The 19,112-nt window shown below is 64.1% G+C and carries 25 protein-coding genes; all 25 read left to right on the plus strand.

The window, feature by feature from the left end; translation table 11 throughout:
• Positions 1–8: 8 nt before the first annotated feature.
• Positions 9–1,472 (plus strand): glutamate synthase subunit beta, encoded by a 1,464-nt coding sequence (locus ACK6C6_RS20870; RefSeq protein ID WP_409269079.1) that lies wholly within the window; start codon positions 9–11, stop codon positions 1,470–1,472.
• A gap of 671 nt (positions 1,473–2,143) precedes the next feature.
• Positions 2,144–2,950, plus strand: coding sequence for an ABC transporter ATP-binding protein (locus ACK6C6_RS20875; protein ID WP_409269080.1), 807 nt, complete (start codon positions 2,144–2,146; stop codon positions 2,948–2,950).
• Positions 2,950–3,732 (plus strand): lipid asymmetry maintenance ABC transporter permease subunit MlaE, encoded by a 783-nt coding sequence (gene mlaE, locus ACK6C6_RS20880; RefSeq protein WP_036209651.1) that lies wholly within the window; start codon positions 2,950–2,952, stop codon positions 3,730–3,732. Before ACK6C6_RS20875 ends, mlaE begins: the two co-directional genes overlap by 1 nt.
• Before the next feature lie 41 nt (positions 3,733–3,773).
• Positions 3,774–4,247 carry an outer membrane lipid asymmetry maintenance protein MlaD gene (gene mlaD, locus ACK6C6_RS20885; RefSeq protein WP_027866443.1) on the plus strand — a complete coding sequence of 158 codons (474 nt, stop codon included), beginning with the start codon at positions 3,774–3,776 and terminating at the stop codon, positions 4,245–4,247.
• Complete coding sequence (locus ACK6C6_RS20890; RefSeq protein WP_409269082.1) at positions 4,244–5,035, plus strand: VacJ family lipoprotein; 792 nt, start codon at positions 4,244–4,246, stop codon at positions 5,033–5,035. The genes mlaD and ACK6C6_RS20890 overlap by 4 nt, the downstream gene beginning before the upstream one ends.
• A 104-nt stretch (positions 5,036–5,139) precedes the next feature.
• Entirely contained in the window at positions 5,140–5,772 is a 633-nt protein-coding gene (locus ACK6C6_RS20895; RefSeq protein ID WP_285377384.1) for a phospholipid-binding protein MlaC, read from the plus strand.
• Positions 5,772–6,047, plus strand: a complete 276-nt coding sequence (locus ACK6C6_RS20900; protein ID WP_036209648.1) for a lipid asymmetry maintenance protein MlaB — start codon at positions 5,772–5,774, stop codon at positions 6,045–6,047. Before ACK6C6_RS20895 ends, ACK6C6_RS20900 begins: the two co-directional genes overlap by 1 nt.
• Positions 6,048–6,197: 150 nt before the next feature.
• Complete coding sequence (locus ACK6C6_RS20905) at positions 6,198–7,133, plus strand: ABC transporter ATP-binding protein (RefSeq protein WP_292043320.1); 936 nt, start codon at positions 6,198–6,200, stop codon at positions 7,131–7,133.
• Positions 7,130–7,897 carry an ABC transporter permease gene (locus ACK6C6_RS20910; RefSeq protein WP_036209641.1) on the plus strand — a complete coding sequence of 256 codons (768 nt, stop codon included), beginning with the start codon at positions 7,130–7,132 and terminating at the stop codon, positions 7,895–7,897. Before ACK6C6_RS20905 ends, ACK6C6_RS20910 begins: the two co-directional genes overlap by 4 nt.
• 22 nt (positions 7,898–7,919) lie before the next feature.
• A complete protein-coding gene (locus ACK6C6_RS20915; RefSeq protein ID WP_036209638.1) occupies positions 7,920–8,156 on the plus strand; it encodes a BolA family protein in 237 nt (78 codons plus the stop codon).
• A gap of 3 nt (positions 8,157–8,159) precedes the next feature.
• Positions 8,160–9,416, plus strand: a complete 1,257-nt coding sequence (murA, locus tag ACK6C6_RS20920; RefSeq protein WP_209589900.1) for a UDP-N-acetylglucosamine 1-carboxyvinyltransferase — start codon at positions 8,160–8,162, stop codon at positions 9,414–9,416.
• Complete coding sequence (gene hisG, locus ACK6C6_RS20925; protein WP_409269085.1) at positions 9,413–10,087, plus strand: ATP phosphoribosyltransferase; 675 nt, start codon at positions 9,413–9,415, stop codon at positions 10,085–10,087. Before murA ends, hisG begins: the two co-directional genes overlap by 4 nt.
• A gap of 6 nt (positions 10,088–10,093) precedes the next feature.
• Positions 10,094–11,413 (plus strand): histidinol dehydrogenase, encoded by a 1,320-nt coding sequence (hisD, locus tag ACK6C6_RS20930; protein ID WP_409269086.1) that lies wholly within the window; start codon positions 10,094–10,096, stop codon positions 11,411–11,413.
• On the plus strand, positions 11,410–12,228 hold the full coding sequence (locus ACK6C6_RS20935) for a site-specific DNA-methyltransferase (RefSeq protein ID WP_209589903.1): 819 nt from the start codon (positions 11,410–11,412) through the stop codon (positions 12,226–12,228). The genes hisD and ACK6C6_RS20935 overlap by 4 nt, the downstream gene beginning before the upstream one ends.
• Positions 12,225–13,325, plus strand: coding sequence for a histidinol-phosphate transaminase (gene hisC, locus ACK6C6_RS20940; protein ID WP_409269087.1), 1,101 nt, complete (start codon positions 12,225–12,227; stop codon positions 13,323–13,325). The genes ACK6C6_RS20935 and hisC overlap by 4 nt, the downstream gene beginning before the upstream one ends.
• A gap of 54 nt (positions 13,326–13,379) precedes the next feature.
• On the plus strand, positions 13,380–13,970 hold the full coding sequence (hisB, locus tag ACK6C6_RS20945; protein ID WP_027866454.1) for an imidazoleglycerol-phosphate dehydratase HisB: 591 nt from the start codon (positions 13,380–13,382) through the stop codon (positions 13,968–13,970).
• A gap of 7 nt (positions 13,971–13,977) precedes the next feature.
• Entirely contained in the window at positions 13,978–14,619 is a 642-nt protein-coding gene (gene hisH / locus ACK6C6_RS20950; RefSeq protein WP_027866455.1) for an imidazole glycerol phosphate synthase subunit HisH, read from the plus strand.
• Between the two features lie 40 nt (positions 14,620–14,659).
• A complete protein-coding gene (gene hisA, locus ACK6C6_RS20955) occupies positions 14,660–15,436 on the plus strand; it encodes a 1-(5-phosphoribosyl)-5-[(5-phosphoribosylamino)methylideneamino]imidazole-4-carboxamide isomerase (protein WP_036209620.1) in 777 nt (258 codons plus the stop codon).
• A 5-nt stretch (positions 15,437–15,441) separates the two neighbouring features.
• Positions 15,442–16,203 carry an imidazole glycerol phosphate synthase subunit HisF gene (gene hisF / locus ACK6C6_RS20960; RefSeq protein ID WP_027866457.1) on the plus strand — a complete coding sequence of 254 codons (762 nt, stop codon included), beginning with the start codon at positions 15,442–15,444 and terminating at the stop codon, positions 16,201–16,203.
• 2 nt (positions 16,204–16,205) lie between these two features.
• The gene (hisI, locus tag ACK6C6_RS20965) at positions 16,206–16,613 is read left to right on the plus strand and encodes a phosphoribosyl-AMP cyclohydrolase (protein ID WP_307189304.1); all 408 of its coding nucleotides are present in this window, start codon (positions 16,206–16,208) and stop codon (positions 16,611–16,613) included.
• Entirely contained in the window at positions 16,606–16,944 is a 339-nt protein-coding gene (locus ACK6C6_RS20970; RefSeq protein WP_036209610.1) for a phosphoribosyl-ATP diphosphatase, read from the plus strand. Before hisI ends, ACK6C6_RS20970 begins: the two co-directional genes overlap by 8 nt.
• Positions 16,945–17,097: 153 nt before the next feature.
• Positions 17,098–17,472 carry a histidine triad nucleotide-binding protein gene (locus tag ACK6C6_RS20975; protein ID WP_027866460.1) on the plus strand — a complete coding sequence of 125 codons (375 nt, stop codon included), beginning with the start codon at positions 17,098–17,100 and terminating at the stop codon, positions 17,470–17,472.
• 104 nt (positions 17,473–17,576) lie between these two features.
• Positions 17,577–17,822 (plus strand): Sec-independent protein translocase subunit TatA, encoded by a 246-nt coding sequence (tatA, locus tag ACK6C6_RS20980; protein WP_036209607.1) that lies wholly within the window; start codon positions 17,577–17,579, stop codon positions 17,820–17,822.
• A gap of 9 nt (positions 17,823–17,831) precedes the next feature.
• Positions 17,832–18,353: a Sec-independent protein translocase protein TatB gene (tatB, locus tag ACK6C6_RS20985; protein WP_409269088.1), complete on the plus strand. Its 522-nt coding sequence runs from the start codon at positions 17,832–17,834 to the stop codon at positions 18,351–18,353.
• The gene (tatC, locus tag ACK6C6_RS20990; protein ID WP_036209600.1) at positions 18,354–19,106 is read left to right on the plus strand and encodes a twin-arginine translocase subunit TatC; all 753 of its coding nucleotides are present in this window, start codon (positions 18,354–18,356) and stop codon (positions 19,104–19,106) included.
• Positions 19,107–19,112: the final 6 nt, after the last annotated feature.

Consider the following 19,112-nt stretch of genomic DNA (forward strand, 5'->3'; position numbering starts at 1 on the left):
AAAACAACGTGGGTAAAATTACCGGCTTCATGGAATTCGAACGGCAGGAAGAGGGCCACCTCGAGCCGACCGATCGCGTCAAGAACTACAAGGAATTCGTGCTGACCCTGACCGATGGCCAGGCCAAGGTACAGGGCGCACGCTGCATGGATTGCGGCATCCCCTTCTGCAACACGGGCTGCCCGGTCAACAACATGATCCCCGACTGGAACGACCTGGTCTACCACGGCAACTACCGTGCGGCCGTCGAGAACCTCCATTCGACCAACAACTTCCCGGAGTTCACCGGCCGCATCTGCCCGGCGCCCTGCGAGTCGGCCTGCACGCTCGGCATCAACGACGACCCGGTGGGCATCAAGTCGATCGAGCGCAAGATCGCCGACACCGGCTGGGAGCACGGCTGGATCGTGCCGCAGCCGGCAAGCGTCAAAACCGGCAAGAAGGTCGCCGTGGTCGGCTCCGGCCCCGCCGGCCTGGCCGCCGCCCAGCAGCTGGCGCGTGTCGGCCACGACGTGACCGTGTTCGAGAAGAGCGACCGCATCGGCGGCCTGCTGCGCTACGGCATTCCCGACTTCAAGATGGAGAAGGACCTGATCGACCGCCGCGTCGAGCAGATGAAGGCGGAAGGCGTGGTCTTCCGCACCAGCGTCCTGATCGGCAAGGACTTCCCGGCCACCGTCAGCAACATGGCGCGCGACACCATCTTCCCGGAAGACCTGGCGAAAGACTTCGACGCCGTGGTGCTGGCCGGCGGCGCCGAGCAGCCGCGCGACCTGCCGGTGCCGGGCCGCGAGCTAAAGGGCGTGCACTTCGCGATGGACTTCCTGCCGCAGCAGAACCGCGTGAATGCCGGCGACAAGCTGAAGGACCAGATCAAGGCGACCGGCAAGCACGTGGTCGTGATCGGCGGCGGCGATACCGGTTCCGACTGCGTCGGCACCTCGAACCGCCATGGCGCGGCGTCCGTTACCCAGTTCGAACTGATGCCGATGCCGCCGGAGCAGGAAAACAAGCCGCTGGTCTGGCCGTACTGGCCGACCCGCCTGCGCACCTCGTCCTCGCACGAGGAAGGCTGCCAGCGCGACTGGGCGGTGGCCACCAAGCGCCTGGAAGGCAAGGGCGGCAAGGTCGAAAAGCTGGTGGCCTGCCGCGTCGAGTGGAAAGACGGCAAGATGGTCGAGGTGCCGGATTCGGAATTCGAGATGAAGGCCGACCTGGTCTTCCTGGCGATGGGCTTCGTGTCGCCGGTGCAAAACGTGCTGGACGCCTTCGGCGTGCAGAAGGATGCACGCGGCAATGCCCGCGCCGTCACCGAGGGCGAAAAGTCGTACCAGACCTCGCAGCCGAAAGTGTTCGCCGCCGGCGACATGCGCCGCGGCCAGTCGCTGGTCGTGTGGGCCATCCGCGAGGGCCGGCAGTGCGCCCGTGCGGTCGATGAATTCCTGATGGGAAGCTCGGTGCTGCCGCGTTAAGCTGTTTGCTATCGACACAAAGGCGGCCTCGGCCGCCTTTTTCTTTTGGTTTTTTTATCCTGGTGTAACCCTTGGGGGTCAGGTCTGACATTTAGACACGAGCTCGAGCGTTACCCTTGTTGTATTGCTCAGCTCGTGTCCGAATGTCAGACCTGACCCCGTTGGCCGTTGGTAGTGCCGTCGATGAATTCCTGATGGGAAGCTCGGTGCTGCCGCGTTAAGCTGTTCGCTATCGACACAAGGCGGCCTCGGCCGCCTCTTTCTTTTGGTTTTTTTATCTCGGTGTGTACAGGTTCCAACAGCCGGGTGGTATTTACCGCTTACCGACACACTTATGTGCGTGTCCGCACGACGATCAAACGCTCAATGTTCGTAGGCTAAGCCTTATTGCAGTGCATCACATGACACAAAATGCGGGTGCAGACAAAAAGATACATCCGCAAATGTATGGTTCATTGCTCTGCAGTATTTATTGATATAATTCAATAACTTTCATGTTAGTAGATATACATATCTCTTAAAAAACAATGCCTTACAAAATAAAATATCTGACTCATTAGTCAATATTGTTGTAAGAGCACGTCGCGAAAGCGGGCCAAAATGGGCCACCTCAAGCGGGGCTTAAGCTTTCTGCACTACAATAACGGATTACCCAAAATATCAAACACGCTGTGTCCAACCTAGTTGAAATCCGCGATCTGCACTTTGCGTACGGGGAGCGTTCCATCCTGTCGAACCTGCGCATGGACTTCCCGCGCGGTAAGCTCGTGGCCGTCATGGGCGGTTCGGGCTGTGGCAAGACCACGGTCCTGCGCCTGATCGGTGGCCAGATCCGTCCGCAGCGCGGCGAGGTGCGCGTGGGCGGCGAAGTCGTGCACCAGCTCAATACCGAGGGCCTGTACCGCCTGCGCCGCCGCATGGGCATGCTGTTCCAGTTCGGCGCGCTGTTCACCGACCTGTCGGTATTCGACAACGTCGCCTTCCCGCTGCGCGAGCATACCGACCTGCCGGAAGAAGTGATCCGCGACCTGGTGCTCATGAAGCTCAATGCCGTGGGCCTGCGCAACGCGCACCGCCTGAAGCCGGCCGAGATTTCCGGCGGCATGGCGCGCCGCGTGGCCGTCGCCCGCGCCGTCGCGCTCGACCCCGAACTGATCATGTACGACGAGCCCTTCGCCGGCCTCGACCCGATCTCGATGGGCGTTACCGCCAACCTGATCCGCAACCTGAACGATGCCCTCGGCTCGACCTCGATCCTGGTGTCGCACGACGTGCACGAATGCTTCGCGATTGCCGACTACGTGTACTTTATGTCGGCAGGCAAGATCGTGGCCGAAGGCACGCCGGCCGAGCTGCGCGTCTCGGAAGACCCGTATGTGAAGCAGTTCGTGAATGCCGCGCCCGATGGCCCGGTGCCCTTCCACTATCCGGGCAAGTCGCTGGCCGACGACCTCGGCCTGGGCGGGGTGCGCAAATGATGATCACGCGTTTCCTGGGAAACATCGGCCGCAGCGTACGCGAAGCCATCGAAAGCGTCGGCTTCGCCACGCGCGCCTTCTTCAACCTGCTCGGCGTCTCGCCCGGCGCCTTCAGGCGCCCGGCCCTGATCTCGGAACAGATCCACTTCATCGGCAACTATTCGCTGGTGATCATCATCGTGTCCGGCCTGTTCGTCGGCATGGTGCTCGGCCTGCAGGGCTATTACACGCTGAACCAGTACGGCGCCGAGCAGGCGCTGGGACAGGTGGTGGCGCTGGCCCTGGTGCGCGAGCTCGGCCCGGTCGTGACCGCGCTGCTGTTCGCCGGCCGTGCCGGCACCTCGCTCACCGCCCAGATCGGTCTCATGAAGGCCGGCGAGCAGCTGTCCGCCATGGAAATGATGGCGATTAATCCGGTGCAGCGTGTGCTGGCGCCGCGCTTCTGGGGCGGCGTGATCGCCATGCCGATCCTGGCGGCCATCTTCTCGGCGGTCGGTGTGTTCGGCGGCTACCTGGTCGGCGTGCAGCTGATCGGCGTGGACGAGGGCGCGTTCTGGTCGCAGATGCAGGCTGGTGTGGATGTGCGCGCTGACGTACTGAATGGCGTTCTCAAAAGCTTTATCTTTGGTATCGCGGTGACGTTCACGGCGCTGTTCCAGGGTTACCAGACCAAGCCGACCCCGGAAGACGTGTCGCGCGCGACCACGCGTACCGTCGTCATCGCGTCGCTGATGGTCTGGGGCCTGGACTTCATCATGACCGCGCTGATGTTCAACAAGTAAGAACAAGCAAGTAACTAAACAAGATTTACTAGGGTATTCGTATGCACCGCAAAACTATCGACGTCTGGGTTGGCCTGTTTGTCCTGCTGGGCGCGGCCTCGCTGCTGTTCCTGGCCCTGCAGGCCGGCAATATGAGCTCGCTCTCGTTCAGCAAGACCTATGCCGTGACCGCAAAGTTCGACAATATCGGCGGCCTCAAGCCGCAGGCGCCGGTCAAGAGCGCCGGCGTGGTGGTCGGCCGCGTGGGTGAAATCACCTTCGACGACAAGACCTACCAGGCGCTCGTGCGCCTCGATATGGAGCCAGGATATAAATTCCCGAAAGACAGTTCGCTGAAGATCCTGACTGCTGGCCTGCTGGGCGAGCAGTACATCGGCATCGAACCGGGTGGCGACACCCAAAACCTGGCCGAGGGCGACCGCATCAACCGTACCCAGTCGGCGACGGTGCTCGAAGACCTGATCAACCAATTTATCTATAGCAAGGCCGCTGAAGGAAAGGAAGGTAGTGAATGAAGCACGCACCACACCGTACCACCGGCCGTATCCATGGGCTTGCAGCAATCGCTGCCGTCCTGCTGCTGACCGGCTGCGCCACGACGCAGAATCCGCAAGACCCGCTCGAAGGCTATAACCGTACCGTGTTCCGCTTCAACGACGCGGTCGACCGTACCGTCCTGAAGCCGACCGCCACCGCCTACAAGAACGTGACCCCGAGCTTCGTGCAGACCGGCGTCGGCAACTTCTTTGGCAACCTGTCCGACGCCTGGAGCGCGGTGAACAACCTGCTGCAGGGCAAGGTGGAGAATGGCATGGGCGACGTCACCCGTGTCGCCGTCAACTCGACCTTCGGCATCTTCGGCCTGCTCGACATCGCCTCGGAAGCCGGCATCCAGAAGCACAACGAGGATTTCGGCCAGACCCTGGGCGTCTGGGGCGTTCCAAGCGGCCCCTTCTTGATGTTGCCGATTCTGGGCCCATCTACGGTGCGTGACACCGCTGCGTTGCCTGCCGACATAGGCGGCGACATCTGGAAGTACAAGCGTCCGGAAAACTGGCGCAACATCGGCGCCGCGGTGCGTGTGGTCGACAAGCGCGCCAGCCTGCTCGATGCCGGCAACCTGCTGGAAGACGCCGCCCTGGACCGCTACGAGTTCCTTCGCGACGGCTACATGCAGCGCCGCCAGAGCCAGGTCTATGACGGTAACGTGCCGCGCCAGGCCGAGGATGCCGATGAGGCGACCAGCAATGCCGAACCGGCCGCCGACCCGGCAGGCAAGGCAAGCGCGGAGCCGACCAAGTAACAAGTCCTTACATACCGGTGTCATCCGTAGGACAGCAAGAAGAGTTAACCGGGGCATGCCGCGCCGCTTGAAGGCGGCGCCGTACCCAACGACAAGGAAACCACATGAAGCCCATCATCCAACTGATCGCAGCAGCAAGCGCCACCGTCGCCTTCGCCACCTCGGCCATCGCCGCCGAAGCCCCGGACGCCCTGGTCAAGCGCATCAGCGCCGACGTCATCGAGACCGTCAAGTCGGACAAGGACATCCAGGCCGGCAACCGCAACAAGATCATGGACCTGGTCAATTCCAAGATCCTGCCGCACGTCGACACCCAGAAAATGACCCAGCAGGCGGCCGGCCGCTTCTGGCGCCAGGCCACCCCGGCGCAGCAGCAGCAGCTGACCAAGGAATTCACCAACCTGCTGGTCTACACCTACTCGGGTGCGCTGTCGCAGATCAAGAACGAGACCGTCGAATTCCAGCCGATGCGCGCCGAAGCCGGCGCCAACGACGTGGAAGTGCGTTCGCAGGTGAAGGTCGCCCGCGGCGAGCCGATCACCCTGAACTATCGCCTGGCCAATGGTCCGCAGGGCTGGAAGATCTACGACATCAACGTGCTGGGCGCCTGGCTGGTCCAGACCTACACCAGCACCTTCGCCAGCGAGATCAACAAGGGCGGCATCGATGGCCTGATCAAGAAGCTGGCCGAGCGTAACCAGCAGCTGGCTTCCAAGCCGCTGAAGGCGCCGAAGTAATGGCCGAAGCCAATCCGATGCTCTCGCTCGATGCCCTGACCTTCCAGAGCGCCAGAAGCGCCCTGGAGCAGGGCTGCGCGGCGATCGCCGCGGGCGAGACCGTGTTCGACCTGGCCGGCGTCGGTGCCGCCGATTCGTCCGGCGTGGCCCTGCTGCTGGCCTGGCAGCGCCGTGCCCAGAAGGCCGGCCAGCGCCTTACCTTCATCAACGTTCCCCAGAACGTGCAGAAGCTGGCTGCGCTGTATGGCGTGGACCAGCTGATCCCGCAGTCGTAATCGCGTATTTCCCCGGTGGGCGGCAAGCCCGCCCACCGGCGAACCCCTCCCGCGCCGAATTACCCCGCCGGCCTCTTGCATTGTCGATTTCCCCTATAATGGGTCGTTTCCCCGCACGGCCTGGCGCGCTCGCGCCGCCTCCCAACAAGAATGACAGCGATCCAGATTAACAGCGTCGAGAAGAGCTACAAGGGCTTCAAGGCCCTCAAGGGCGTCTCGATGAACATCGAGGAAGGCGAGTTCTTCGGCCTCCTCGGCCCCAACGGCGCCGGCAAGACCACCCTGATCTCCACCGTGGCCGGCCTGATCCGCCCGGACGTGGGCAGCGTCAAGATCCACGGCCACGACGTCGTGAGCGACTTCCGCGAAGCGCGCAAGCGCCTGGGCGTGGTGCCGCAGGAACTGGTGTTCGATCCCTTCTTCACCGTGCGCGAGACGCTGCGCCTGCAGTCGGGTTATTTCGGCATCAAGAACAACGACGCCTGGATCGACGAGGTGATGCATAACCTCGACCTCACCAACAAGGCCGACGTCAACATGCGCGCCCTGTCGGGCGGCATGAAGCGCCGCGTGCTGGTGGCCCAGGCGCTGGTGCACAAGCCGCCGGTCATCGTGCTGGACGAGCCGACCGCCGGCGTCGACGTCGAGCTGCGCCAGACCCTGTGGAAGTTCATCTCGCGCCTGAACCGCGAGGGCCATACCGTGGTCCTGACCACCCACTACCTGGAAGAAGCGCAGGCCATGTGCCAGCGCGTGGCGATGCTCAAACTGGGCGAAGTGGTGGCGCTGGACACCATGTCGGCGCTGCTGCGCCGCGTGTCCGGCTCGCAGCTGGTGGTGCATTTGAAGAGCGGCGAACTGCCGGATGGCCTGCGCCACCTGGTCTCGCACGACGAGCACGACCAGAACAACGGCAGCGGCAACCGCTACACCCTGCGCGTCAACCACGTCAACGAAGTCGAGCCGATCCTGGCCAGCCTGCGCACGAACGGCGCCGTGATCGACGAGATGCAGCTCGAGCAGGCCGACCTGGAAGACATCTTCCTGCAGGTGGTCGGCGACAAACAGCCGGGAGGTCCGCAATGACCCTGTTCTCCGTGGGTTTCCGCACCCTGTTCTACAAGGAGTCGCTGCGCTTCTGGAAAGTGGCGACCCAGACCATCGCCGCGCCGGTCGTCACGGCCATGCTGTATCTGTTGATCTTCGGCCACGTGCTGGACGGCCGCGTCGAGATGCTGGACGGCGTCAGCTACACCGCCTTCCTGATCCCGGGCCTGGTGATGATGAGCGTGCTGCAGAACGCCTTCGCCAACTCGTCCTCGTCCCTGATCCAGTCCAAGATCACCGGCAACCTGGTGTTCATCCTGCTGCCGCCGCTGTCGCATGCCGAAATCCTGTCGGCGTATGTGGCGGCGGCCGTGCTGCGCGGCGTCGTGGTCGGCTTCGGCGTGTTCGTGATCACCGCCTGGTTTGCCCACCTGAGTTTCGTGGCGCCGCTGTGGATCCTGGTGTTCGCCTTCCTGGGCGCGGCCATCCTCGGCACCATGGGCGTGATCGCCGGCATCTGGGCCGAGAAGTTCGACCAGCTGGCCGCTTTCCAGAACTTCCTGATCATGCCGGCCACCTTCCTGGCCGGGGTGTTCTATTCCATCCAAAAACTGCCGCCGTTCTGGCTCGCAGTCTCGCATTTCAACCCGTTCTTTTATATGATTGACGGGTTCCGCTATGGATTCTTCGGCAAGTCCGACGTCTCGCCCTGGACCAGCCTGGCCATCGTGTCGGTGTTCTTCGTGGTGCTGGCGGCCATTGCGGTCAACCTTCTCAAGCGCGGCTACAGGCTGCGCCACTAAAAGAATTCACTTGGAGTTACCCGTGGCGACCACACCCGAACTGATCCACAGCTACATCAGCGCCGGCCTCGAATGCACCCACCTTCAGGTCGAAGGCGACGGCCAGCATTTCACGGCGGTCATCGTGTCCCCAAGCTTTGCCGGCAAGCGCCCGATCCAGCGCCACCAGCTGGTGTACGCCGCGCTCGGCGACCGCATGCGCGAAGAGATCCACGCGCTGTCGATGAAGACCCTCACCCCTGAAGAGTACCAAGGCTAAAACATGGACAAGCTCCAGATCGTTGGCGGCAAGCGCCTGAATGGCGACATTTCCGTTTCGGGCGCCAAGAACGCGGCGCTGCCCATCCTGTGCGCCGGCCTGCTGACGGGCGGCGACCTCGAACTGTCGAACGTGCCGCGCCTGCACGACGTGCGCACCATCCTCAAGCTGCTCGCCCAGACCGGCCTGAAGGTGACCCAGGACGACGAACGCGTCACCCTGAATGGTTCGAACATCACTTCGCTGGAAGCACCGTACGAGCTGGTGAAGACCATGCGCGCCTCGATCCTGGTGCTGGGCCCCCTACTGGCGCGCTTCGGCGAAGCCAGGGTCTCGCTGCCGGGCGGCTGCGCGATCGGTTCGCGTCCGGTCGACCAGCACATCAAGGGCCTGCGCCAGATGGGCGCCGAGATCACCATCGAAGGCGGCTACATCCACGCCCGGACCAACGGCAAGCTCAAGGGCGCGCGCATCCACACCGACATGATCACGGTGACCGGCACCGAGAACCTCCTGATGGCCGCCACCCTGGCCGAGGGCGAGACCGTGCTGGAGAACGCCGCGCGCGAGCCGGAAGTGACCGACCTGGCCAACCTCCTGGTGGCCATGGGCGCAAAGATCGAAGGCATCGGCACCGACCGCCTGGTGATCCAGGGCGTCGAAGCCCTGCATGGCGCGCAGCACGCCGTGATCTCGGACCGCATCGAAGCCGCGACCTTCCTGTGCGCGGTGGCGGCCACCGGCGGCGACATCATGCTGCGCAACACCCGCACCGACATCTTCGACGTGGCGCTCGACAAGCTGCGCGAGATCGGCCTGCAGCTCGACGTCGGCACGGACACGATCCGCGCGCGCATGGACAAGCGTCCGCACCCGGTCTCGTTCCGCACCACCGAATACCCGGGCTTCCCGACCGACATGCAGGCCCAGTTCATGGCCGTGAACATCCTGGCCGACGGTCCGAGCCGCGTCACCGAAACCATCTTCGAAAACCGCTTCATGCACGTGCAGGAGATGAACCGCCTGGGCGCCCAGATCTCCACCGAGGGCAATACCGCCTTCATCAAGGGTGTGGACCGCCTGGTCGGCGCGCCGGTGATGGCGACCGACCTGCGCGCCTCGGCCTCGCTGGTGATCGCCGGCATGGCGGCGCAGGGCACTACCCTGGTCGACCGCATCTACCACCTCGACCGTGGCTACGACCGCATGGAAGTCAAGCTCTCGGCCGTCGGCGCCGACATCGTCCGCATCAAAGAATGACTATCACCACCAACACCGGAGAGCCGGGCCTGATCCTGGCCCTCTCCAAGGGCCGCATTTTCGAGGACACCCTGCCGCTGCTGGAAAGCGCCGGCATCACCGTCCTCGAGAATCCGGAATCCTCGCGCAAGCTGATCCTGCCGACCAACGACCCGGGCGTGCGCGTGCTGATCGTGCGCGCCAGCGACGTGCCGACCTATGTCCAGCATGGCGCCGCCGACTTCGGCGTGGCCGGCAAGGACGTGCTGCTCGAGCATGGCGGCGAAGGCCTGTACCAGCCGATCGACCTGCACATCGCCAGCTGCCGCATGTCGGTGGCGGTGAACGCCGGCTTCGACTATGAGAGCGCGGTGCGCCAGGGCGCGCGCCTGCGCGTGGCGACCAAGTTCGTCAACACCGCGCGCGAGCACTTCGCCCGCAAGGGCGTGCACGTCGACCTGATCAAGCTGTACGGTTCGATGGAACTGGCGCCGCTGGTCGGCCTGTCCGACGCCATCGTCGACGTCGTCTCCACCGGCGGCACCCTGCGCGCCAACAACCTGGTGGAAGTCGAAAAGATCATGGACATCTCGTCGCGCCTGGTGGTCAACCAGGCCGCGCTCAAGCTCAAGCGCGAGCGCCTGCAACCCATCCTCGATGCCTTCCAGCGGGCATCCTCACAACAAGGCTAAAGCATCATGGCAGTACAGATCCGCAAGCTCGACTCCACCGCCCCCGACTTCAAGCAGCTGCTTTCCGCCCTGCTGGCTTTCGAAGCCGAAACCGACGACGCCATCGAGTCCAGCGTCGCGAAGATCCTGGCGGACGTGAAGCATCGCGGTGACGCTGCCGTGCTGGAGTACACCAACCGTTTTGATCGCATCCCGAACGGCGGCGCTGCTTCGATGGCCGCCTTCGACGTCAAGCAGGACGAACTGGATGCGGCCCTGGCCTTGCTGCCGGAAGCGCAACGCGCGGCATTGCGTACCGCAGCGGAGCGCATCCGCGTGTTCCACGAGCGCCAGAAGCAGGAACTGAACGGTTTTACCTTCACCGAGCCTGACGGCACCGTGCTGGGCCAGCGCGTGACGCCGCTGGACCGCGTCGGCATCTACGTCCCGGGCGGCAAGGCTGCCTATCCGTCCTCGGTCCTGATGAACGCCATTCCGGCCCAGGTGGCGGGCGTGCAGGAAATCGTGATGGTGGTGCCGACCCCGGATGGCGTGAAGAACCAGATGGTGCTGGCTGCCGCGGCGATCGCCGGCGTCACCCGCGTGATCACCATCGGCGGCGCCCAGGCGGTCGGCGCGCTGGCCTACGGCACCGAGACCATTCCCGCGGTGGACAAGATCGTCGGCCCGGGCAACGCCTATGTGGCGGCCGCCAAGCGCCGCGTGTTCGGCACGGTCGGCATCGACATGATCGCCGGCCCGTCGGAGATCCTGGTGCTGTGCGACGGCACGACCGACCCGGACTGGGTGGCGATGGACCTGTTCTCGCAGGCCGAGCACGACGAGCTGGCCCAGGCCATCCTGCTGTGCCCGGATGCGGACTACATCGCGCGCGTGGAAGCGAGCATCCACAAGCTGCTGCCGACCATGCCGCGCGCCGCGACCATCACCACCTCGCTGAGCGACCGTGGCGCCCTGGTGAAGGTGCGCGACATGGAAGAGGCGTGCGAGATCGCCAATGCCATCGCCGCCGAGCACCTCGAGATCTCCGCAGAGGAGCCGCTGCAGTGGGCGGATAAAATCCGCCATGCCGGCGCCATGTTCCTCGGCCGCTTCTCGTCCGAGTCGCTGGGCGACTACTGCTGCGGCCCGAACCACGTGCTGCCGACCTCGCGCACCGCGCGCTTCTCCTCGCCGCTGGGCGTGTACGACTTCCAGAAGCGCTCGTCCGTGATCCAGGTGAGCGAGCAGGGCGCCCAGACGCTGGGCAAGGTGGCGGCCGAGCTGGCCTATGGCGAAGGCCTGCAGGCGCACGCCCGCAGCGCAGAACTCCGCCTGAAATCATGAGCACCTGGGTCGACCAGGTCTTCTGCGAGGATGCGCTCGCCGGCATGGCGCGCATCCCGGATGCGTCCATCGACCTGATCCTGACCGACCCGCCCTACAATCTCGGCAAGGACTACGGCAATGCCTCCGACCAGCAGAGCGTCGAGGATTACCTGGCCTGGACCGAGCAATGGATCGATGCCGCGCTGCCCAAGCTGAAAGCCAACGGCAGCCTGTACATTTTTCTGACCTGGCGCTTCGCACCCGAGATCTTCGTGATGCTGAAACGGCGCATGACGATGATGAACGAGATCATCTGGGACCGCCGCGTGCCCTCGATGGGCGGCAGCGTGCGCAGCTTCTCCTCGGTGCACGACACCATCGGCTTCTTCGTCAACCGCAAGGATTATTACTTCGACCTGGATGCCGTGCGCATCCCCTATGACGCCGAGACCAAGAAGGCGCGCTCGCGCTCGATCTTCATCGGCGCCAAGTGGCTGGAAGTCGGCTACAACCCGAAGGACGTGTGGAGCGTCTCGCGCCTGCACCGCGAGCACCCGGAGCGCGCCGACCACCCGACCCAGAAGCCGCTCGAGATCATCGAGCGCATGGTGAAAGCTTCCTGCCCGCCGGGCGGCGTCGTGCTCGACCCCTTCATGGGCAGCGGCACCACGGCCATCGCCGCGCGCCAGACCGGGCGCCATTTCACCGGCTTCGAACTGAACCCCGCCTACTGCGACATCATCCGCGCGCGCCTGGCCGCGCCCGAGGTGCCGGTCGCAGGTAAAAAACGCAAGAGCGCGAAGAACGCTCCCCTGAACGAGGAAACCGCATGACATCGAGCGTCACTGCGATCGACAAGTTGATCGCCAATACCATCCGCCAAGACGTCCGCGACACCGCCACCTACTTCGTGCCGGATGCGAGCGGCTACATCAAGCTCGACGCGATGGAAAACCCCTATGAACTGCCGGACGCGCTGCGCGCCGAGCTGGGCCAGCGCCTGGCCGACGCCGCGCTGAACCGCTATCCACCGCCTTCCTACACCACGCTCAAGGGGAAGATCTGCGCCGGCCTGGGCGTGCCGGGCGGATACGACGTCCTGCTCGGCAACGGCTCGGACGAGCTCATCTCGATCATGGCCACCGCCGTGGCGCGCCAGGACAAACGGGCGGTCGTCATGGCGCCGACCCCGGCCTTCGTGATGTTCGCGCGTTCGGCCGGGTTCGCGGGCGCCGATTTCGTCGGCGTGCCGGTAAAAGCCGACTTCTCGCTCGACCTGCCGGCCATGCTGGCCGCCATCGCGCAGCACAAGCCGTCGCTGGTCTTCCTGGCTTACCCGAACAACCCGACCGGCAACCTGTTCGATGCCGCAGACATGGAAGCCATCATCCGCGCGCTGGGCGAGACCGGCATCGCGGTGGTGGACGAGGCCTACCAGCCCTTCGCCAAGAAGAGCTTCATGGGCCGCCTGCCGGAGTTCCCGAACCTGGTCGTGATGCGCACCCTGTCCAAGCTGGGCCTGGCCGGCATCCGCCTCGGCTACCTGTCGGGCGATCCGAAACTGCTGGAGCAGTTCGAGAAGGTGCGCCCGCCCTACAACGTCAACGTGCTGACCCAGGTCGCGGCCGAGTTCGCGCTCGACCACCTCGACGTGCTCGACCAGCAGGCCGAGATGCTGAACGCCGAGCGCACGCGCCTGGCCGCCGAACTGGCGGCCCTGCCGGGAGTCGAAGTGTTTCCATCGGCGGCGAATTTCATCTCGATGCGGGTGCCGGACGCGGACCGTACCTGTTCAAAACTGCGCGACGAAAAGGTGCTGATTAAAAATTTGAGTAAAATGGACAAGGTATTGGCCAATTGCATTCGCGTCACGGTCAGTACCCCTGAAGAAAACACCGCATTCCTGAATGCCCTGAAAGCGTCCCTATAAAGTGTTACCCGCGGCAGCCCCTTCCGGGCAGGCCGCACTGACGAGCCCCCAGCAATGAACCGCACCGCCGACATCACGCGCAACACCAACGAGACGCAGATCCGCGTCGCGATCAACCTCGACGGCACCGGCCGCCAGAATCTCAATACCGGCGTCCCCTTCCTCGACCACATGCTCGACCAGATCGCGCGCCACGGCATGATCGACCTCGAAGTCGAAGCCGTCGGCGACCTGCACATCGACGCGCATCATACCGTCGAGGACACCGGCATCACGCTGGGCATGGCGGTGGCCAAGGCCGTGGGCGACAAGAAGGGCATGGTGCGCTATGGCCACTCCTACGTGCCGCTGGACGAAGCGCTGTCGCGCGTGGTGATCGATTTTTCCGGCCGTCCGGGCCTGGAAATGCACATCCCCTGGACGCGCGCCATGATCGGCACCTATGACGTCGACCTGACCGGCGAATTCTTCCGCGGTTTCGTGAACCACGCCGGCGTGACCCTGCACATCGACAACCTGCGCGGCGTGAACGCGCACCACCAGTGCGAGACCGTGTTCAAGGCCTTCGGCCGCGCGCTGCGCATGGCCACCGCGCTGGACGAGCGCGCCGCCGGCATCATCCCTTCGACCAAAGGCACCCTGTAAAACCATCATGACGAACAAGATTGTGGTGGTCGACGGCCTGGGTAACCTGCGCTCGGTGGCGCAGGCGCTGCGCGCCGCGGCGCCCGAGGCCGACATCCTGGTGTCCAACAACGCGGCCGACATCGATGCGGCCGACCGCATCGTGCTGCCGGGCCAGGGCGCGATGCGCGACTGCATGCGCAGCCTGCGCGAATCCGGCGCCGAGGAAGCCCTGCTGCGCGCCGTGAAGACGCGCCCGGTGATGGGCGTGTGCGTCGGCGAGCAGATGCTGTTCGACGAGAGCGAAGAGAACGAAGGCACGCCGGGCCTGGGCCTGTTGCCGGGCCGGGTCGTGCGCTTCCAGCTGGATGGCAAACTGCAGGCCGACGGCTCGCGCTTCAAGGTGCCGCAGATGGGCTGGAACCGCGTACGCCAGACCCGCGCCCACCCGCTGTGGGAAGGCGTCGAGGACGGCAGTTATTTCTATTTCGTGCACAGCTATTATGCTGCGCCCGACGAGCCTGCCGACACGATCGGCGAGGCCGACTATGGCGGCATGTACACCTGTGCCGTCGCGCGCGACAACCTGGTCGCCACCCAGTTCCACCCCGAAAAGAGCGCAGCCGCCGGCTTGCGCCTGTACCGCAATTTCATTCATTGGAAACCGTGAGTTTCAACCTTAATCCGCTGCCAACCAACCGACAACGACCATGCTGCTGATCCCTGCCATCGACCTGAAAGACGGTCACTGCGTTCGCCTGAAACAGGGCGACATGGACCTCGCCACCGTGTTTTCCGAAGACCCCGCCGAAATGGCGCTGCACTGGCTGAAAAAGGGCGCACGCCGGCTGCACCTGGTCGACCTGAACGGCGCGTTCGCGGGCAAGCCGAAGAACGAGGAAGCGATCAAGTCGATCCTGAAAACCGTGCAGGACTACGCCGAAGAAATGGGCATCGAGGAGATCCCGGTCCAGCTGGGCGGCGGCATCCGCGACCTCGACACCATCGAGCGCTACCTGGACGACGGCATCACCTACATCATCGTCGGCACCGCCGCGGTGAAGAACCCGGGCTTCCTGCACGACGCCTGCGGCGCCTTCCCGGGCTCGATCATCGTCGGCCTGGACGCCAAGGACGGCAAGGTCGCCACCGACGGCTGGAGCAAGATGTCGGGGCATGAAGTCATCGACCTGGCCAAGAAGTTCGAAGGCTACGGCGTCGAGTCGATCGTCTATACCGACATCGGCCGCGACGGCATGATGGGCGGCGTGAACATCGAAGCGACCGTCAAGCTGGCCCAGGCCGTCAAGATCCCGATCATCGCCTCGGGCGGCGTGCACAACCTGGCCGACGTCGAAGCGCTGTGCGCGGTGCAGGACGAAGGCATCGAAGGCGTGATCTGCGGCCGTTCGATCTACGAAGGCACGCTGGACCTGACGTCGGCGCAGGAACGGGCCGATGAACTGACCGAGGGCGCCCAGGCTTAAGCTCCATGCTCGCAAAACGCATCATCCCCTGCCTCGACGTCACCGGCGGCCGTGTGGTCAAGGGCGTCAACTTCACCGAGCTGCGCGACGCCGGCGACCCGGTCGAGATCGCACGCCGCTATGACGGACAGGGCGCCGACGAAATCACCTTCCTCGACATCACCGCCTCGAGCGACGGCCGCGACCTGATCCTGCCGATCATCGAAGCCGTGGCCTCGACCGTGTTCATCCCGCTCACCGTCGGTGGCGGCGTGCGCAAGGTCGAGGACGTGCGGCGCCTGCTCAATGCCGGCGCCGACAAGGTGTCGATGAACACCTCGGCCGTCACCAATCCGCAGCTGGTGTTCGACGCCTCGCAGAAGCACGGTTCGCAGTGCATCGTGGTGGCGATCGACGCCAAGCAGGTCGCGCCCGGCAAGTGGGAAGTCTTCACCCATGGCGGGCGCAACGCGACCGGGCTGGATGCCGTCGAGTGGGCGCGCAAGATGGAATCGCTCGGCGCCGGAGAGCTGCTGCTCACTTCGATGGACCGCGACGGCACCAAGTCCGGCTTCGACCTGGGCCTGACCCGCGCCGTGTCCGACGCGGTCGGCATTTCCGTGATCGCCTCGGGCGGCGTGGGCGGCCTGCAGGACCTGGCCGACGGCATCCTCGAAGGCCATGCCGACGCCGTGCTGGCCGCCAGCATCTTCCACTACGGGCAGCACACGGTCGGCGAAGCCAAGCGCTTCATGCACGAGCGCGGCATCCCGATGCGCCTGGAGTGAACATGCCGAACAAGTGGCTGAATAAAATCCGCTGGGACGAGAACGGGCTGGTGCCGGTGATCGCCCAGGAAGCCGCCACCGGCGACATCCTGATGTTCGCCTGGATGAACCGCGAGGCGCTCGCGAAGACGGCGGAGCTGGGCGAAGCCGTCTATTGGAGCCGCTCGCGCAAGAAGCTGTGGCACAAGGGCGAAGAATCCGGCCACACCCAGAAAGTGCTGGAAATGCGCCTCGACTGCGACGAAGACGTCGTGCTGCTCAAGATCGAGCAGAAGGGCGGCATTGCCTGCCACACCGGGCGCCACTCCTGCTTCTTCCAGCGCTTCGACGGCGAGGACTGGCAGGCGGTCGATCCCGTGCTGCAGGACCCCGACACCATCTATTCCCAGAACAAGAAATCCCATGAGTGAGATCCTGGCCCGCGTCGCGGCCACCATCGAGTCGCGCAAGCCGGCAGCCGGCGGCGACCCTGCGACTTCCTACGTTGCCAAGCTGTTCAGCAAGGGCGACGACGCCATCCTGAAGAAGATCGGCGAGGAAGCGACCGAAACCGTGATGGCCGCCAAGGACGCGCGCGTCTCGGGCGATGCCTCCAAGGTACTCTACGAGACCGCCGACCTGTGGTTCCACTCGATGGTCCTGCTGGCGCAATTCGGCCTGAGCCCGCAGCAGGTGATCGATGAACTGGCGCGCCGCGAAGGCGTGTCGGGAATCGAAGAAAAAGCTGCGCGCAAAGAATAAACAGACAATAAGCAAACAGTAAGTACCTACTCACGCTTGCCATGCCTGCAAGCGATGTCATAATCAGGCCTCCGCCGTCACATCGATGTCATGCGATGCCGGTAGGATGCACGGGTTCCTGACAGGGGACGCTGTAACAAGATCGGAGACAAGATGGATAACTGCATTTTTTGCAAGATCGTCGCCAAGCAGATTCCGGCCAGCGTCGTCTATGAAGACGACGACGTGCTGGCCTTCAAGGACATCAACCCGGCTGCCCCGGTACACCTCCTGGTGATCCCGAAGCAGCACGTGGACAGCCTGTCCGACTGCGGCATGGATCACGCGGCCGTGCTGGGCAAGATGCTGGCGCTGGCGCCGAAGCTTGCAGAAGAGCATGGTATTGCCGTCAAATCCGACGGCAACGGCGGACGCAGCGGTGGCTACAAGACCCTGATCAACAGCGGACCGGACGGCGGGCAGGAGGTTTACCACCTGCACCTGCACGTGTATGGCGGCAAGCGCCCATGGCGCGGGCTCGGTACCTAAGCCCGAACTAAGATTTTAGTGGGGGCAAGACGCCCCGTATGGCGTATACTGAAACGTACGCTTTCCCGAATTACAGGCGCGATGCGCCTTGCTAGGAGATAAACATGGGTTCGATGAGTATTTGGCACTGGGTGATCGTCCTGGTGGTCGTGATGCTGATTTTCGGCACCAAGAAAATCAGCAACATCGGTGGTGACCTCGGCAAGGCCGTGAAAGGCTTCAAGGATGGCGTGAAGGGCGAGGAAGACAAGGCCAATCCGAACGCTGCTTCGACCAGCACCCAGCCGCCGCAGCAGGTGGCCGACAAGTCCACCATCGACGTGGAAGCCCGCGACAAGACCCGTCACTGATCCACGGGCATGATCGATCTGGGACTGTCGAAGCTGGCGATCATCGGCGTTGTCGCGCTGATCGTGATCGGCCCTGAAAAGCTGCCGAAGGTGGCGCGCATGGCGGGCACCCTGTACGGGCGCGCCCAGCGCTACCTGCACGACGTCAAGTCCGAGGTCAGCCGCGAGATCGAGCTCGACGAGCTGCGCAACCTGCACAAGGAAGTGCACGAGAGCGCGGCTTCGTTCAAGGACGAGGTCGAGCAGTCCATGTCCAGCCACGTTGACGAGGTCGAGGCGCTGTGGGACGGCAGGGAGCATGTTTCCTCCTCCACCTCCAGCACCTCCTCGTCCGGCACGTATCCCTTCGTCAGCACGGGCGACATCGAGCGCAAGGCGCGCGACTTCCGGCGCAAGAAGCTGGTGCGGACATCAAGCGTGCCGGCCTGGTACAAGCACCGCAACGGCGGCAAGACCCATGTGCTCTCCGGCGCCGCGCGCGTGCGCAAGTTCCGGCCGGGTTCAAGCAAATCCAAGACTTCCTTTTTCTAGATGACCGAAGAAGCCGCAGGCGAAACCTTCATTTCCCACCTCGTCGAACTGCGTGACCGCCTGGTCAAGGCGTCGATCGGGATCGCCATCGCCTGCGCGGCCCTGTTCATCTGGCCGGGACCCTCGCAGGTCTACGACCTGCTGGCCGCGCCCATGATCGCGTCGCTGCCGCCTGGGGCCAAGATGATCGCGACCGGCGTCGTGTCGCCCTTCCTGGTGCCGATGAAGGTCACGCTGCTGCTGGCCTTCATCCTGTCGCTGCCCTGGGTGTTCTACCAGCTGTGGGCCTTCGTCGCCCCCGGCCTGTACGCGCACGAGAAACGCCTGGTGCTGCCGCTGGTGATCTCGTCTTCGCTGCTGTTCATCGGCGGCGTGGCCTTCTGCTACTTCTTCGTGTTCGGGCGCGTGTTCCACTTCATCGGCGAGTTCGCGCCGACGTCCATCGCGGTGACGCCCGACATCGAGAATTACCTCGACTTCGTCATGTCGATGTGCCTGGCCTTCGGCGCCACCTTCGAGGTGCCGGTGGTCGTCATCATCCTGGTGCGCATGGGGATCGTCAGCATCGAGAAGCTGCGCGAGATCCGTTCCTACGTGATCGTCGGCGCCTTCGTCATCGCCGCCATCGTCACGCCGCCGGACGTGGTCAGCCAGCTGGCGCTGGCCATCCCGATGTGTCTGCTCTACGAGCTGGGCCTGATCGTGGCGCCGATGTTCTCGCGCATGACGCGTGCCCCCGAAGAGCACGCGTAAAACCTT

Origin of the sequence: Massilia sp. BHUDP2, from assembly GCF_046236355.1 — a bacterium.
Taxonomy (GTDB): Bacteria; Pseudomonadota; Gammaproteobacteria; order Burkholderiales; family Burkholderiaceae_D; genus Telluria; species Telluria varians.

Excerpts from the sequence above, each read along its gene's own strand:
- mlaE (WP_036209651.1), top strand. The coding sequence starts at position 2,950 with ATGATCACGCGTTTCCTGGGAAACATCGGCCGCAGCGTACGCGAAGCC.
- mlaD (WP_027866443.1), top strand. The coding sequence starts at position 3,774 with ATGCACCGCAAAACTATCGACGTCTGGGTTGGCCTGTTTGTCCTGCTG.
- ACK6C6_RS20890 (WP_409269082.1), top strand. The coding sequence starts at position 4,244 with ATGAAGCACGCACCACACCGTACCACCGGCCGTATCCATGGGCTTGCA.
- ACK6C6_RS20895 (WP_285377384.1), top strand. The coding sequence starts at position 5,140 with ATGAAGCCCATCATCCAACTGATCGCAGCAGCAAGCGCCACCGTCGCC.
- ACK6C6_RS20900 (WP_036209648.1), top strand. The coding sequence starts at position 5,772 with ATGGCCGAAGCCAATCCGATGCTCTCGCTCGATGCCCTGACCTTCCAG.
- ACK6C6_RS20905 (WP_292043320.1), top strand. The coding sequence starts at position 6,198 with ATGACAGCGATCCAGATTAACAGCGTCGAGAAGAGCTACAAGGGCTTC.
- ACK6C6_RS20910 (WP_036209641.1), top strand. The coding sequence starts at position 7,130 with ATGACCCTGTTCTCCGTGGGTTTCCGCACCCTGTTCTACAAGGAGTCG.
- murA (WP_209589900.1), top strand. The coding sequence starts at position 8,160 with ATGGACAAGCTCCAGATCGTTGGCGGCAAGCGCCTGAATGGCGACATT.
- hisG (WP_409269085.1), top strand. The coding sequence starts at position 9,413 with ATGACTATCACCACCAACACCGGAGAGCCGGGCCTGATCCTGGCCCTC.
- hisD (WP_409269086.1), top strand. The coding sequence starts at position 10,094 with ATGGCAGTACAGATCCGCAAGCTCGACTCCACCGCCCCCGACTTCAAG.
- ACK6C6_RS20935 (WP_209589903.1), top strand. The coding sequence starts at position 11,410 with ATGAGCACCTGGGTCGACCAGGTCTTCTGCGAGGATGCGCTCGCCGGC.
- hisC (WP_409269087.1), top strand. The coding sequence starts at position 12,225 with ATGACATCGAGCGTCACTGCGATCGACAAGTTGATCGCCAATACCATC.
- hisB (WP_027866454.1), top strand. The coding sequence starts at position 13,380 with ATGAACCGCACCGCCGACATCACGCGCAACACCAACGAGACGCAGATC.
- hisH (WP_027866455.1), top strand. The coding sequence starts at position 13,978 with ATGACGAACAAGATTGTGGTGGTCGACGGCCTGGGTAACCTGCGCTCG.
- hisA (WP_036209620.1), top strand. The coding sequence starts at position 14,660 with ATGCTGCTGATCCCTGCCATCGACCTGAAAGACGGTCACTGCGTTCGC.
- hisF (WP_027866457.1), top strand. The coding sequence starts at position 15,442 with ATGCTCGCAAAACGCATCATCCCCTGCCTCGACGTCACCGGCGGCCGT.
- hisI (WP_307189304.1), top strand. The coding sequence starts at position 16,206 with ATGCCGAACAAGTGGCTGAATAAAATCCGCTGGGACGAGAACGGGCTG.
- ACK6C6_RS20970 (WP_036209610.1), top strand. The coding sequence starts at position 16,606 with ATGAGTGAGATCCTGGCCCGCGTCGCGGCCACCATCGAGTCGCGCAAG.
- ACK6C6_RS20975 (WP_027866460.1), top strand. The coding sequence starts at position 17,098 with ATGGATAACTGCATTTTTTGCAAGATCGTCGCCAAGCAGATTCCGGCC.
- tatA (WP_036209607.1), top strand. The coding sequence starts at position 17,577 with ATGGGTTCGATGAGTATTTGGCACTGGGTGATCGTCCTGGTGGTCGTG.
- tatB (WP_409269088.1), top strand. The coding sequence starts at position 17,832 with ATGATCGATCTGGGACTGTCGAAGCTGGCGATCATCGGCGTTGTCGCG.
- tatC (WP_036209600.1), top strand. The coding sequence starts at position 18,354 with ATGACCGAAGAAGCCGCAGGCGAAACCTTCATTTCCCACCTCGTCGAA.